Annotated in this window: 14 protein-coding genes and 1 other RNA gene; 4 read left to right on the top strand and 11 right to left on the bottom strand. The window is 34.8% G+C overall.

Translation table 11 applies throughout. The features are described 5' to 3' along the window. Positions 1-106 precede the first annotated feature (106 nt). The 3 genes from brxA to CKV71_RS07265 all read right to left on the bottom strand — a co-directional run bounded on the left by brxA (position 107) and on the right by CKV71_RS07265 (position 1,947). The gene (gene brxA, locus CKV71_RS07275) at positions 107-541 is read right to left on the bottom strand and encodes a bacilliredoxin BrxA (RefSeq protein ID WP_095105273.1); all 435 of its coding nucleotides are present in this window, start codon (positions 539-541) and stop codon (positions 107-109) included. A gap of 77 nt (positions 542-618) precedes the next feature. Then, positions 619-1,737 carry a conserved virulence factor C family protein gene (locus CKV71_RS07270; RefSeq protein ID WP_095105269.1) on the bottom strand — a complete coding sequence of 373 codons (1,119 nt, stop codon included), beginning with the start codon at positions 1,735-1,737 and terminating at the stop codon, positions 619-621. Between the two features lie 15 nt (positions 1,738-1,752). Continuing rightward, on the bottom strand, positions 1,753-1,947 hold the full coding sequence (locus tag CKV71_RS07265; protein ID WP_095105265.1) for a zinc-finger domain-containing protein: 195 nt from the start codon (positions 1,945-1,947) through the stop codon (positions 1,753-1,755). 205 nt (positions 1,948-2,152) lie between these two features. Between CKV71_RS07265 and CKV71_RS07260 the strand changes: the two genes are divergently transcribed. Together CKV71_RS07260 and CKV71_RS07255 are read left to right on the top strand one after the other, a co-directional pair. Further along, on the top strand, positions 2,153-2,860 hold the full coding sequence (locus CKV71_RS07260) for a queuosine precursor transporter (RefSeq protein ID WP_095105262.1): 708 nt from the start codon (positions 2,153-2,155) through the stop codon (positions 2,858-2,860). Between the two features lie 46 nt (positions 2,861-2,906). Further along, positions 2,907-3,299 (top strand): ribonuclease HI family protein, encoded by a 393-nt coding sequence (locus tag CKV71_RS07255; RefSeq protein ID WP_095105259.1) that lies wholly within the window; start codon positions 2,907-2,909, stop codon positions 3,297-3,299. Positions 3,300-3,349: 50 nt separating this feature from the next. Here CKV71_RS07255 and CKV71_RS07250 read toward each other — a convergent pair whose 3' ends face one another. The 8 genes from CKV71_RS07250 to CKV71_RS07215 form a co-directional block, all read right to left on the bottom strand. Further along, positions 3,350-4,237 (bottom strand): 5'-3' exonuclease, encoded by an 888-nt coding sequence (locus CKV71_RS07250; protein WP_095105257.1) that lies wholly within the window; start codon positions 4,235-4,237, stop codon positions 3,350-3,352. A gap of 20 nt (positions 4,238-4,257) precedes the next feature. After that, positions 4,258-7,704 (bottom strand): dynamin family protein, encoded by a 3,447-nt coding sequence (locus CKV71_RS07245; RefSeq protein ID WP_095105255.1) that lies wholly within the window; start codon positions 7,702-7,704, stop codon positions 4,258-4,260. 160 nt (positions 7,705-7,864) lie between these two features. Beyond that, positions 7,865-8,761, bottom strand: coding sequence for an EamA family transporter RarD (rarD, locus tag CKV71_RS07240; protein ID WP_095105253.1), 897 nt, complete (start codon positions 8,759-8,761; stop codon positions 7,865-7,867). Between the two features lie 26 nt (positions 8,762-8,787). Then, positions 8,788-9,912: a THUMP domain-containing class I SAM-dependent RNA methyltransferase gene (locus CKV71_RS07235; RefSeq protein ID WP_095107271.1), complete on the bottom strand. Its 1,125-nt coding sequence runs from the start codon at positions 9,910-9,912 to the stop codon at positions 8,788-8,790. A gap of 139 nt (positions 9,913-10,051) precedes the next feature. Beyond that, an RNA gene (gene rnpB, locus CKV71_RS07230) (RNase P RNA component class B) lies at positions 10,052-10,434 on the bottom strand. A 93-nt stretch (positions 10,435-10,527) separates the two neighbouring features. Further along, complete coding sequence (gpsB, locus tag CKV71_RS07225; RefSeq protein ID WP_095105251.1) at positions 10,528-10,857, bottom strand: cell division regulator GpsB; 330 nt, start codon at positions 10,855-10,857, stop codon at positions 10,528-10,530. Between the two features lie 12 nt (positions 10,858-10,869). Beyond that, positions 10,870-11,436: an SLOG family protein gene (locus tag CKV71_RS07220; RefSeq protein ID WP_095105249.1), complete on the bottom strand. Its 567-nt coding sequence runs from the start codon at positions 11,434-11,436 to the stop codon at positions 10,870-10,872. Next, positions 11,429-11,770 (bottom strand): DUF1798 family protein, encoded by a 342-nt coding sequence (locus CKV71_RS07215; protein WP_095105247.1) that lies wholly within the window; start codon positions 11,768-11,770, stop codon positions 11,429-11,431. The genes CKV71_RS07220 and CKV71_RS07215 overlap by 8 nt, the downstream gene beginning before the upstream one ends. 267 nt (positions 11,771-12,037) lie before the next feature. Between CKV71_RS07215 and recU the strand changes: the two genes are divergently transcribed. Both recU and CKV71_RS07205 read left to right on the top strand, forming a co-directional pair. Beyond that, positions 12,038-12,664, top strand: coding sequence for a Holliday junction resolvase RecU (recU, locus tag CKV71_RS07210; RefSeq protein ID WP_095105245.1), 627 nt, complete (start codon positions 12,038-12,040; stop codon positions 12,662-12,664). Beyond that, positions 12,661-14,961: a transglycosylase domain-containing protein gene (locus CKV71_RS07205; RefSeq protein ID WP_095105243.1), complete on the top strand. Its 2,301-nt coding sequence runs from the start codon at positions 12,661-12,663 to the stop codon at positions 14,959-14,961. The genes recU and CKV71_RS07205 overlap by 4 nt, the downstream gene beginning before the upstream one ends. The last annotated feature ends 40 nt before the right edge of the window (positions 14,962-15,001 follow it).

Below are 15,001 nucleotides of genomic sequence, written 5' to 3'. Positions count from 1 at the left end.
CAAGCGCCTCCTCTTATATGTATATATTTATGAAAAAAAGGGACAAATGATGTAGTGTGAGCCTTCCATCTTTGTCCCCAAACTTTACATAGTTAAAAACGATATCTTAGCAATTTTCGTCAAACATATCTTTAATATCCATGCAGATATCTTGTATATCTCTGCCTTCAATATATTCACGCGGCATAAAATGTTTAAGTTCAGTACCTTTGAATAAAGCGTATGAAGGGCTGGAAGGAACTTGTTGAATATATTCTCTCATCGCTTGTGTAGCTTCTTTATCTTGACCGGCAAACACAGTCACTTTATGATCAGGTTTTTTATCATTTTGCTCAGCAACGGCCACAGCTGCTGGACGCGCTAATCCGGCAGCACAACCACATGTAGAGTTGATCACAACAAAAGTTGTTTCATCTTGACCGATATTGTTCATATAATCATTTACTGCGTCTTCAGATTCCAAACTTGTGAAATCGTTTTGAGTCAACTCGCTTCTCATACCTTGAGCCAACTCTTTCATATATGCTTCATATGCATTCATGCAGAACACTCCTTGTAATTATTATAATTTATTTTACATGAATTTTGTAGTTTTGTAATGCAGATGGTTTCTGAAAATTATTTATTGCGGTTCGCAATTTGCTTCCAGACTGAACCTAATGCTTCATCACCATTTTCAATACGTGAAATCGCCATCTGAATTTGTAATTTCACTTCATAAGCATTATCATCTTCATGCGCTTTTAATGCTGGTAGTTGATCTGGTCCTCCTTCATCAAAAATAAACATTGCTGCGCGCCAACGTACTATTTTTTGCGGATCTCCTAGTGCTTTTTCCATTTCTGGGAGCGCTTCTTTATAGCCTAAATCACTTAAGCCGTCTCCAGCAGTACGTCTGACACCTGGGTTTTTATCGTGCAACCCTTGATAAAGATATGGCAATACTGATTTATCTTCTACCATACTAGCCAGTACTACAGCTTCACGTCGAATTGGTACCTTAGGATGATTTAAGGCAGCTTCTATAAGAGGATAATCCTCTTTAGTAGGTGTAGGGAAAGATTTTAACATTCTTAATTGCGCTTTCCAGTCATCAGCTTGATTAAATTCTTCGAGTGAAACGTGTTGATACTGAGTAGTAGGTACCACAATATCTGTATTCAGTGCTTCTTTAAGCATATCGTCTAATTTTTCAGGTGGATAAAGCGCAATAATTTCTTCTTCTACTTCTTTCATGACTTCATCCATTTCGCCATAACGTTTGCCTAAATCTTCCCACTTACGCATAAATACCACATTATCATCGTCTTTTTGTGCATCTAACATAGTATCCACAAATTGAGCTGGCAGTTGTTTACGTTTCTCATTTTCTGTGGTAGATAATTTAATTTGATATGGAATACCTTTGAATTTGAGTACTTCGGCTTTGATTTCACCATAATGTTCATCTGGAACGGGTTCATCACTTTGATCCATTCCCGCATCCTCATTTAGTACATGTGTAATCTTTGGCAATACTTCTTCCCAATCCGCTTTAGGTGTCTTATCTATTGCTAGGAAATCAATAACATAGAAGATTGATTTTACGCCTTCTAATTCTAATAAGTGATTAATAAAGTCTGGTTGTCCTTCTTTAACAGATGTATAAGTGGAGGATTGATTGTCCTCTCTTTGTTTATTTAACACTACTTTCATAGTATTAGGACTAGGTGTCGGTTCTATACGAACGATTTCCATCGAGATTCCCTCCATTTATTGTAATTCGTTTCCAAACTGCTTGATTTGTTTACCCACTGAACACTCTTCTATGCAAAAATGATGGGCATAGGTTTTACCATTTTCTTTACGATTATATAATTTAAGTTCACAATTTTTGCAATAAGTATTCAATAGTTCATCAATAGAATCAAGGGCTTGCTTTTCAGATTTAGTAAAAATAATCGTCACTCCTTTATTAATTAATGCGTTTACGTTACTCGCTTTAAGACGATTAATTTTACGCTTATTATATCATGTGTGTGCTATGAGTTCATCTAATCAAAATATCTTTAATTAAAAAGACATTGCATTTATAATGCAAATTCATTAGAATATATAAGTTGAGTTTGCGGTTTCTAAACACCCGCCTTATCAAAATTTAGGAGGAAATAACATGTTTTATAATGAAATAATGGGAATTATTGCATTCCTAGTTACCTTTACATTAATGGTAACGATGTTTAGATTATTTGGAAAGCAAGGCTTAATTGCATGGGTAGCAATGGGGACTATCATTGCTAACATTCAAGTTATCAAAACGGTAGATATCTTTACTATATCCGCCACTTTAGGAAATGTCATGTTTGCTTCAATCTATTTAGCAACTGATATTTTAAATGATATTTATGGCAGAAAAGTAGCAAAACGCGCAGTTTGGATGGGCTTTTCATCTTCATTGATTATGATTATCTTAATGCAGTTGTCACTGCATTTCATCCCTGCTCCGGAAGACATGTCTCAAAAGGCACTCAGTACAATCTTTAATATTGTGCCGAGAATTGCACTAGGTTCTATTATCGCTTATATTATTGGACAGCATATTGATGTCTTTATTTTTAATGCTATTAAGAAAGTTTTTAAGTCAGATCGCACATTTATTGTGAGGGCATATGGCAGTACTATTTTAAGTTCTATTATTGATACTGCTCTATTTGTCTGCATTGCCTTTATAGGTTTATTGCCAGGAAATGCGGTCTTTGAAATATTTATTACTACTTACGTCTTAAAGCTTGTGGCTACCATCTTCAACGTGCCTTTTGGTTATCTTGCCAAATCGATGTATAGAAAAGGTAAAATTCAAGTGAAAGATGAAGGTTATTAATATTCGGGTAAACAAAAATGTAGTAAGACATTGAGGTGAAACTGAGATGGCTAAAATATATTTTGACGCAGCTGTTAAAGGCAATCCAGGGCCTGCTTCAGTTGCGGTTGTGATTGCAGAGGAATCTGAACATCAAATCTATACGAAAGACATTCCTTCAACAGATAATCATTCTGCTGAGTGGGAAGCCTTTATCTACGCACTTGAATGTGCAAAAGCACGGCATGTAGAAACAGCTTTAGTTGCGACTGATTCAAAACTGGTTGCAGATACTTTAGAAAAAGGCTTTACAAAAAATGAAAAATTTAAAACTTATTTATTTGAAGCCGCTAAATCAATGAAAGATTTTGATTTATGTTTGATTAATTGGATACCTCGTGCTCAGAACAAAGAAGCAAATCACCATGCCCAACAAGCTTTATATCAACAACTAAAATAAACAGGATTGAACAAAATGGGGTTTCCCTTTTGTTCAATCCTGTTTTTGCTTTAGAATGGCATAAATTCTCTATTAATATATTTACTTGAAACTTTCAAATCGTGTTCATCACATACTTGTATTGCGTTGATATAATCGACTTGATATTGCATTTGATTAAATAAAGATTCAATATCCAATGGTACTTCGGTGTGTATTTCAGCAAGTTGCTTGGATAGTTTGAGATCATCCATATGACTGATAATTTTCTTTTGTTGTGCAGGCGTTAAATCTTCAATATGTTGAATTACATTTTCAACCGATTGGTATTGTTGAATCAATTTAAGCGCAGTTTTTTCACCGATTCCTTTCACACCAGGGTAGCCGTCTGCGCTGTCCCCCATGAAAGCTTTAATATCAATCAGTTGAAGCGGATTCAAATTATATTCTTGTTGATAACGTTCTAAATCGTATTGGTTATAAATATTGAATCCTTTTTTAGTCAGCCACACTTGAACATTTGGATTAATACATTGCAGAATATCCTTATCACCAGTCACAATGTAGATTTCGTTTTCTTTAGATAAATGGCGACTTAAAGTTCCGATTACATCATCTGCTTCATAATTTTGTACCCCTACATTAATGAAACCAAGTGCTTCTGACATTTCTTTGACTAAATCAAACTGCGGTCTGAGCTCTTCAGGAGGTGCTGGACGATGTTGTTTATAAGCTGTAAAAACTTCATTTCTAAAAGTTTGCTGTCCCATATCCCAACAAACAGCAATATGTGTAGGTTGGATATCCTCTATAGCAGAAAAAATATGTCTGATAAAGCCTTGAACTCCGTTTGTAGGTACGCCTTCTCTATTTCTCATATATTGATGATGGATACTCGTAGCATAGAAATGGCGAAATAATAACGCCATTCCATCTACTAGCAGTACTTTGTTACTCATTTATATATCCTCTTTCTAAATTATAAAATTGATTTAAGTTGTTGATTTGCATTATCGATTTGCTTAATCAATGATGTATCTATTTTTACTTTAAGCAGTTCATCAGCTTGATGATGAATTTCTTCAGAAATATCACTGATTTGCGTTTCAGCAGTCTGCCCCATCAATTTCACTTGTTGTTCAAGTTGTTGACGTAATAGATTAATCTCATCTTGCAATAACTCTACAGTATTCATGGTAATATCTTCTTGAATTTCTTTTTGAGCTTTAGGTTGCAATAAGCGTTTTTTGGATAATTTTTTAGGTAATGCTTGATTCATAGCTTCAAAATCAATATGCAGCGTATCGATAGCCTCTTTGTTCATATCGATATTAAAGTGTGGATGAATCAAAATATGCAAGTGATTTAATTTTTTTACGACAGGGGCAAGTTGTTCTTCTAATTGCTGATTAAAGAATTTTTTAATACGTTCAGCAATTAAAGTTTGTTCCATATAAAGTCTGCCGTGAATTTGCTCTAAATAAGTTTTGACAGCAGTACGTTTTTCATCTTCAAAGTCCTTGTTCTTAGTCATCTGTGCATTAAATACAGTTCGAACTTCATCAAACAATTGCAACTTTAAACGTTCATTCAAATGATAAATTTGATCTTCGACTTCATTATAAGTATGCTGCTTAGATGTAGATAAAGTTGTCTCTGGAATAGCGCCTTGTTGTTCAATTTCTTGTATTTTAGTTTGACGTTTTTCCATTTCTTGACGATTATTTTGGTAATCCTGAGACATCTCAGTAAAGGATTGACTGATTTGCTCTAATTGTGACTTCATTTGATGTTGCAAGACCACTTTGGATTCAACAGAAGCAAAGTAATCTAAACTTTCTTTAAGCGCGTTAAGGCCGCTGTCGCCTTCTTTTAAGGCACGTCGACTAGATACTGAATAGATTTCTGCAGGCATATTGACCTGGTTCAGAGCATCTGATACATAGTCTTCAACTGCTTCTAAATCATTTTTAGTTTCTGCTAAATCCACAGCATTTATGACCATTTTGAAAGTTTGATTTTCATTTAATTGATTCATTTCCTTCATGTATTCTATGAAAGCTTTGTCATTATCTGTAAATGAATGATTGAAATAACTTACATACAAGATTAAATCTGAAGATGTTAGTATTTTTTCTGTTTCATTGGAATGACGCTGGTTATTGGAATACAGACCTAGACAATCAACAATAATCTTATTTTTCAGCCATTCAATCGGTAATTTCAAATGCACAGTTTCTACAAATGCAGCATAGGAATCTTCTGCACTCCATTTTTTAACTTCATCTTGATTAATATCGTGAGTTAAACCGTTCTCTATCATCTCTTGATATAAATCAACATGAGATTTTACCGCATTAACGAAGGCTAACTGTTCTTTTTTGAGAGAATTTTTTAAAGCGGTTGTATCTGTAGCTTTAAAATCATTTAAGCTGTCAAAATGGAATTGCTGAGATTCAACAAGTTGATTTAATTCAGCCAATAGTTGCTCTTCTTTCTTCAAAGTTATAGCACTTGAATCGCCATAAGATAATTCCGTTGTAGCTGCTGTCGTAGGGTTAGGCGAACTTACGAGATACGTATCTCCCAGTAAGGCATTAATTAAACTACTTTTACCTGCACTGAATGTTCCGAAGACCCCGATTTTAACAATTTGCTGATCCATTCTGTCGATAGCCGCATTTAAATCATCTTTCGTTTGTTGGAACAAAGGTACAGGTTCGATAATGTCGATACCTTGTTTGATTACAGAAAGGTCAATATCCTCTGTTTCTTGATTTGCAATCTCTTTAGTGGATTTTTCCTGACGTTCAGGTTGGTTAAGTTCCTCTTTGGTATATTTAATTTCCGTCCGATCAATGAGTTTATCCAAAGAATCATCTAAATGAATATAATAATGTTGGTAGTTGTGTGTTTCTAAGGACTCTCGTAATTCTCGCAGTTTAATATATTTTTCATATTCTCCATAATCTGCTGATTCGTCTTCATCAGCAATATTTTGTGTTTCAGCATATTTGACAGCGTCTTTTAACAATGGTTCTGAATCTTTTTTAATAAAGTTATGAATTGCTTTCACGACATCATCGCAAAAGTTCAAGACGTATTGATTACTGATACTCATTTGTTCTTGATATAAATCTGAAATTAAATTTTCAGGAATTTCATAGTGCTGGTTTAATATAGCTTGGTTGACTGAAGATTGGTTGATGAATCGTGTCAAGAATGACATGTCTTCGCGCATCGGCTGTCTTACTTGCTGATTCACTAAATCTTGCAGTTCTGACATCACTTTATCTAGACGCGCTTGTCGTTCTTCTTCCGTTTTTTTCTTTTTATTAAATAGCCCGCCGACTTTGAAAGTCTTTACGCGACTCTCTAGATATTCACGGATTTTTTCACGCATTTCATGAGGCATCAGATAAGCATTATCCAGAATTTTTTTACGTTGATACTTCAAATAGTTAAATAATTTATCAGGATCGTTGAGTAATTGCGCTTCTTCACTCACTGACTTATTTTGTTGGAAATTTAAATATGCTTGATCAAACTGCGCTTCTTCAATATCTAGAATGCTTAAAATATCTTGCATCTCTGATTGGATATAAGAGAGTTGATCATCTGTAATAAATTGTGTAATACGTTGAATGTAATCTTCCATTGACTCGCGATGGTTATCTTGTTCGATTAAAAAGTCGGAAAGTTCGTCGATTTGATTTTCAGGATAATCAAATTTAGAGACGTAGAAAGTTCTCAATATGTCTAAATCCCATTCATTAATAGCATTTTCGATATTTTGTTTGAAATCTTTAAAGGATAATTCCTCATCATTATGTTTATCAATTTGGTTGATAACAAAAACCACTGGAATGCCTGCATGATTAAGACGTTTCATAAATTGAAAGTTCATTGCAGACTGAACGTGATTATAATCTACTGTGTAGAAAACAATATTACTGGTAAACATAAATTGTTCTGTTGAAGCTTGGTGCATGGATACATTGGAGTCTACTCCAGGTGTATCTTGTAAAGTGAAGCCTTTATTGAATTTATCGGATTCAAATTTAATTTCAACAGACTCAACATCCCCATTTTGTCTGTTTAATTGTTTCACTTCTTCGTAGTCGCTCAACCTTGTATATTTTTGGCCTTCTAAATTAGCGATAATCTCACTCTCATCTGCTACAGAGACAATCGCTGTATTACTAGTAGTAGGCACTGGAGAGCTTGGCAAAATCTCCTGTTCTAATAAAAGATTGATCAGTGTAGACTTCCCTGCTGAAAAGTGACCCACAAAAGTGAGCGTAAATTGATTTAAATATACTTTTTTAATTACTTGATTAATGATATGTACTAAATCTTCATGGTTGGATTTTTCTACTTCTTTTTTTAATTTATATAAAATATCTAATTGGTTCGTACTAGACATATATGTTGTTCCCCTTTTTCAATAACGTTGTATTAATTGTATAACAAATGAGACAGACTCTAAAGGATAATTATTTCGGCTGTGCTTAAAAATAAAAAGAGAGTTGGATACCGAAATAATTTTAATAAATATTATTTCGGCCCCACTCCCTCGAAGTGTATTATACCGCTGGATTTTTATCTTTTTTCATTTGAATATATCTAGAAATACAATAAATGATAATACCTGCCCAAATAAAGATAAACGTAATTAATTGGTTGGTATTAAATGGTTCTTTGTAAACGAATACGCCAAGTATAAACATTAATGTCGGACCTATATATTGAATGAATCCCATTAAAGATAATGGGATTCTACGTGCACCTGCTGAGAAGCTGATAAGTGGTATAGCTGTGATGGCGCCTGAGAACACTAACCATAATGTTGGCATATTGAATCCGACTGATGATTGATGAGTTGTCCAAAGATAAATGATATATATTATCGCAGCAGGTGTAGTCACGATACATTCGTAAGTAATACTGCTGAGCGCATCTATAGGTACTATTTTTTTCAATAGTCCATAGAATCCAAAGGATAATGCCAAGATTATTGATACGATTGGAAACTCCCCGATTCGGATAGTCATATATAATACGCCGATAACAGCAAGAATGATAGCCAACCATTCCATTTTATTAAAACGTTCCTTTAAAAAGATCATGGCCAGCACGATGCTGACTAAAGGGTTAATATAGTAACCTAAACTGGATTGTAGTACATGATTATTATTGACAGCCCAAATAAAAGTGCCCCAATTAATCGTAATAATATAACCTGCGGCCGTCAGAGCTATCAGTTGTTTCATTGTTAATAATTTAATACTATTTACAAATTGAGAATATTTACCTATAGCAATGATTAAAGCGACCATGAATATCATAGACAAGATAATTCTATAAGCAAGAATCTCAAATGGACCAATATCATTGAGTAATGACCAGTAAATAGGAAGAGTTCCCCATAAAATGTAGGCGATTAAGGAATAAATTATCCCACGCTTAAATTCTTGATTCAATTTTTTTCCTCCTATTCAGTTGTTTTTTATTTTTTGTTTGCCCAATATTGATAGTAAGTACATTCAATATAGCCATTGAATAATTTTCTGCGTTTTGTTGCTTTACGCTGAGTTAAAAATTCAAACTCTTTGTTGCTAGTTAAAATGTATTCAGATAAGTTTGGATGTTCTTTCATTAATTTTCCGAGATAGCGATACATTTCTTCAACCTCATCACGATCACCAATACGTTCACCATATGGCGGGTTACCAATTAAGGCAATTGGTTGGTCGGTATGAATGTCTAAAGTATTAACATCTTTCACTTCAAAATGAATAACTTCACCTAAACCGACTTCATCTGCATTACGTTTTGCGATTTCAATCATTTCAGGATCAATATCATAAGCATAAACTTCTACTTCTTTATCGTAATCAGCTTGTCGATCTGCTTCATCACGTAATTGGTCATATAAACCTTCTGGCATAATATCCCATGTTTCTGAGACAAAGCTTCGGTTAAAGCCAGGCGCAATGTTCTGAGCAATCAAACAGGCTTCGATTGCAATCGTACCTGAACCGCAAAATGGGTCAATTAATGGCGTATTTCCGTTCCAGTTAGCTAAACGAATCATAGCTGCCGCTAAGGTTTCTTTAATTGGTGCTTCACCTTGCGCTAAACGATAGCCGCGTCTATTTAATCCTGAACCTGAAGTATCAATGGTTAATAACACTTGATCTTTATGAATAGCGACTTCCACTGGATATTTAGCACCTGTTTCGTCTAACCATCCTTTGTGTGAATATGCATCTTTCAAGCGTTCTACAATTGCTTTTTTAACAATGGCTTGAACGTCTGGAACACTATGCAAAGTAGATTTGACACTACGTCCTTGTACAGGAAAATTGCCGTCTACAGGGATAATTGTTTCCCAAGGTATACTTTTAGTTTGTTCGAACAGTGAATCAAATTCAGTTGCTTTAAAGCGTCCCATTACTAAACGTACTCTATCGGAAGTACGTAACCAGAGATTACTTTTAGCAATAGCTGTTTCGTCACCTTCATAAAATATTCTGCCGTTTTCAACTTCTGTATCATAACCAAGTTCGTTTACTTCTTTAGATACAACTGATTCTAAACCCATTGGGCAGACAGCTAATAATTGATACATGTGCATTTTCCCTTCCTTCTCTATCATATTTACTTAACAATTGTAGCAGAGATTAACCTGTTTATGTGGAATGATTCTGCTTTTTTAGCTCAAATTAAAAAAGCTCTCCTGCACAGGAGAGCTAAACTAGCAATGATATCTCTATAAGCCATGTTCTGTACCTTAGTACTCATCACGTGCACTAGTATGCACTGGTACGCCGGTGGTAACCATCTGTCTGAAATACCGATTTATGCACGGTCATTTCCTTGTTTATACGTTGAATTCCGCTAAACAAGTGCTCCTACCAAATTTGGATTGCTCACTCGAGGGGTTTACCGCGTTCCACCTTTTACATTTCTGCAAAAGCTACGTCACTGTGGCACTTTCAAGCTATTTTAACCTTATCTTGAAGACTTAGGTTATTTCGCTGCCGTCATATTGCCTTGACTTATTATTTCATCAAGCACGAACACTACAATCGATCTCAGATTGTGTGAGCATGGACTTTCCTCTATATCGCTATAGCGATTACCCGAAATATCACTTCTAAAATTATAACACGGTTAAAGTATCAAGGTAAAGGCAATCTTAAATAGATAAAGTATTCAGATTATGAAATCAATGCTTTAAGATTTATTTGCCGAACACTGCCTTTTCCAAATTAGAAATGCGTTTAAGTATATCCACATTATTCGTACTGCCATTTGATGAAAAATTCTTGTTTTCTTGTGGTCTAGAAGTTGCTACACGTAAACGCAGTTCTTCAAGTTCTTTCTTCAACTTATGATTCTCTTCATTTAATTTAACGACTTCACTATCTAAGTCAGCCATTTTTTGATAGTCTGCAATGATGTCATCTAGGAATGCATCTACTTCTTCCCTTCTATAGCCTCGGGCAAGAGTTTTTTCGAAATCTTTTTCATAAATATCTTTCGCTGATAATTTTAAAGATACATCTGCCATTTTTTCTCCACCTCATTCGAAACTTTCTTCTTCTGACCACTGCAAATCATTGATGAAAAGGTTTATTTCATCAAATGTTACAATATCACAAGTATAATTTGTTTGTTCTGCAAAATCAACTAACATTCGCTTGAAGAACTTAGGACTCGCCTCTTGTTCTTCATCATATAACAAAACTGTTATGTCAGAGTGTTCTAACATAAACAAATCAGTCTGTTTAAACTGATAAGGTCCTTCGTATGGGGCATGGTGAACAGTATCTATGAAATCCGCGTGTGCTGTAATTTGCTGATACTGTATTTGATTTTGTTCATTCCACCGTTCAGTATGATTCTGAAAAGGTGGGATGACCCCTAGTTTCAACTCAGGATATTCTTCTTTTAACGCGATGACAACTTCAGCTGTCCACAATTCTATGCCCAATTGCCCTTGTATTAATACCCATTCTAAGCCCTCATCAATCAAAGCTTCAATCTTATTTTCAATAAAGGCTTTTAAATATTTTATTTCAGGTGCATCTTCTTTAAATATATTTAATTCGTAAGATTTATACCCTGTAATATAGGCAGTTTTAACCATAATGCGTTTCACTTTCCTTAATATTTTTTAAATCGTATTTCACACTTTTCAATTTTTCCATAAAAATTTTCCGACTAGTTTTGGCATAGTGACATTCTACAGAGAGTGTTTCAAGATTTTGTATCAATATATGATATTTCTTTTTATTCATATAAGGAAGTGCAATGACATACTCGGCATTTCCATTCAACTGAGAAATTAAATTATCAATTTCTTTAGTAAAGGGTACAACATCTTGGTCGAAAGAATATTGAGTCCCTTCGCGTGCATGCTGATAGCGTTCTTTCATCGCTTGAGTATATCGGATCAATTGCTGGATAATTGTGTACATCATATATTCCTCCCTTAACCTTAATTTATCACAATGTAATTTCATCGTCATTTTTGCAAACCCTTGTGATGATAGACTTCAGTTTGTGTAATGACAGATTTAACGTTAAAATAAAATGTATACGATAGAGGTTGGATATCATCTAATGATTAAAAAATTATCAGAAGTATATTTCAATCTTAGTATATAAATATATTCACAGAGTTTGCATAAAACTGTGATTACTGTATAATAATTACGGTTTTAGAAACCTGTAGTGTGGTGAAAAAATTGAATTATCCGAATGGTAAGCCATTTAATACAAATAAGACTAAAGTTGGACGCACAAACCACCATCAGTCGAGTAAAATCAAATATGGTGGTCGCGGGATGACTTTGGAAAAGGAAATTGAAATATCCAATGATTACTACCTTTCTATAGGAAAAGCTGTGATTCATAAGAAACCGACACCAGTACAAATTGTGGACGTTTCTTATCCCAAACGCAGTAAAGCAGTCATCAAAGAAGCATATTTCCGAACACCTTCTACAACTGATTATAATGGCGTATATAATGGCTATTATATTGATTTCGAAGCAAAAGAAACTAAAAATAAAACCTCTTTTCCTTTAAAGAATATACATGAGCATCAAGTGAAGCATATGAAGTCGGTATATGAACAAAAAGGCATTACCTTCTTATTGATACGTTTCAAAACTTTAGATGAAGTGTATCTATTACCATATGTACCATTTGAATATTTCTGGAAGAGAGCGCAGCAAGATATCAAGAAATCAATTACAGTTGAAGAAATTAGAAAAAATGGTTACCATATTCCTTATCAGTATCAACCACGTTTGAATTATCTCAAAGCCGTTGATAAGTTGATATTAGATGAAAGTGAGGACCGCGTATGACGGAAAGAAAAGGGACTGCTAATTCGAAAAATAGCAAGTCCGGTAAAAAACAGAATAAAAGTATTAAAAGGACAATCATCAAGATAATCGGCTTTATACTTATTGCCTTTATCGTTTTAGCATTAATTGGCGTTCTTTTATTTGCATATTATGCTTGGAAAGCACCTGCTTTTACAGATGCGAAATTAAAAGACCCGATTCCAGCAAAAATTTACGACAAAAATGGAGATCTTGTTAAAACGCTTGATAATGGTCAAAGACGTGCTCACGTCGAACTGAAAGATGTTCCGCAACATATGAAAGACGCAGTGTTGGCAACTGAAGATAATCGTTTCTACCAACACGGTGCTCTAGACTATAAACGTCTGTTCGGAGCTGTAGGTAAAAATATTACTGGCGGTTTCGGTTCGCAAGGGGCTTCAACTTTGACACAACAAGTTGTTAAACGTTCATTCTTAACAGATCAAAAATCTATTGGACGTAAAGCGCAAGAAGCATACTTATCTTATCGTCTTGAGCAAGAATACAGTAAAGACGACATTTTCCAGATTTACTTAAATAAAATCTATTATTCTGATGGTGTGTATGGCGTTAAAGCAGCTGCAAAATATTACTTCGATAAAGACTTGAAAGATTTAAGTCTTCCTGAAGAAGCATATTTAGCTGGTTTACCGCAAGTACCTAACTTGTATAATGTGTATGATCATCCTAAAGAAGCGGAATCACGTAAAGATACAGTATTATATTTAATGCACTATCACCATAGAATTACTAAAGCAGAAATGGAAAAAGCACAAGATACTCCAATTGAGAAAAATCTTGTAAAACGTAATGCTGACCAGCGTGCGATTAAGGCTGATGACAAAGATCCAGAAATGGATTCATATGTTAACTTTGTTAAAACAGAATTAATGGCTCATCCTAAGTATAAAGATAAAAACTTAGGCGATGTCTTAAATAGTGGTGTGAAAATTTACACTAACATGGATGCTAGTGTTCAAAAATCATTGCAAGATCATATTAATAATGGTAATTATTACAAAAATGATGACCAACAAGTTGGTTCTACAATCGTAGATAGCAAAAATGGTGGTCTGGTAGCCATCTCAGGCGGCAGAAACTTTAAAGATGTCGTGGATAGAAACTTAGCTACTGATGCTCACCCTACTGGTTCATCATTAAAACCATTCTTAGCATATGGTCCAGCTATTGAAAATATGCAATGGGCTACAAATCATGCTATCCAAGATGAATCAGAATACATGGTTGACGGCACTACATTCCGAAACTACGATACGAAGAGTCACGGCACTGTATCTCTATATGATGCCTTAAGACAAAGTTTCAACATTCCAGCACTTAAAGCTTGGCAACAAACGAAACAAGATGCTGGCGGCGACGCACCTAAGAACTTTGCTAAAAAAGTCGGCCTTAATTACCAAGGTGAAATCGGACCTTCTGAAGTACTTGGTGGTTCATCATCTGAATTCTCACCTACCGATTTAGCTTCAGCCTTTGCAGCATTAGCTAATGGCGGTGAATATAACCAAGCACATGCAATTACAAAAGTTGTGGATCAAGATGGAGCTACAACAGAATTTGATTGGAATCATCATAGAGCAATGCAAGATTATACAGCATATATGCTTTCTGAAGTCTTGAAAGGTACATTTGAAGCTTGGGGTTCTGCATATGGACACGGCGTTTCAGGTGTCAACCTTGCAGCTAAAACTGGTACTGGTACTTACGGCAGCGAAGCTTACCAACAATACAACTTACCTGATGATGCAGCGAAAGATGTTTGGATTAATGGTTTCACTCCTAAATACTCAATGTCAGTATGGATGGGCTTCAATAAAGTAAAAGATTATGGTGAAAATTCATTTGTTGGCCATAGCGAACAAGAATATCCTCAATACTTGCTTGAAGATGTAATGTCTGATATTAGTCCACGTGACGGAGCAGACTTCAATAAACCATCATCTGTTGATGGATCAAGCAAAGAAAATTTATCTGTTGCAGGACATCCAGATAATGATACTACTAACAGAAAAGTGAATAGTAATGGTACTGTTGGCGGCAACTCAAGCGGCAGCAGCAACAATTCCAACAGTAGTAATTCAAGTCAGCAAGGTAACAATAGTGGCCAAGGTAATAACAACCGACAAGGTAATAACAGTGGCCAAGGCAATAATCAACAAGGCAACAACCAACAAGGTAATAACAATCAAAGCGGTGGAAATGCATTAACAAAATTCTTTAACCTTAATGCAATTTTCAATAATAAAGCATCATAAGAAAAAAGTGCAGTAGCTAGTTAAAAAATCTAGCACTGCA

It is taken from the genome of Staphylococcus piscifermentans (genome assembly GCF_900186985.1).
Classification (GTDB): Bacteria; Bacillota; Bacilli; order Staphylococcales; family Staphylococcaceae; genus Staphylococcus; species Staphylococcus piscifermentans.
This window is presented reverse-complemented; position numbering and strand designations above follow the sequence as displayed.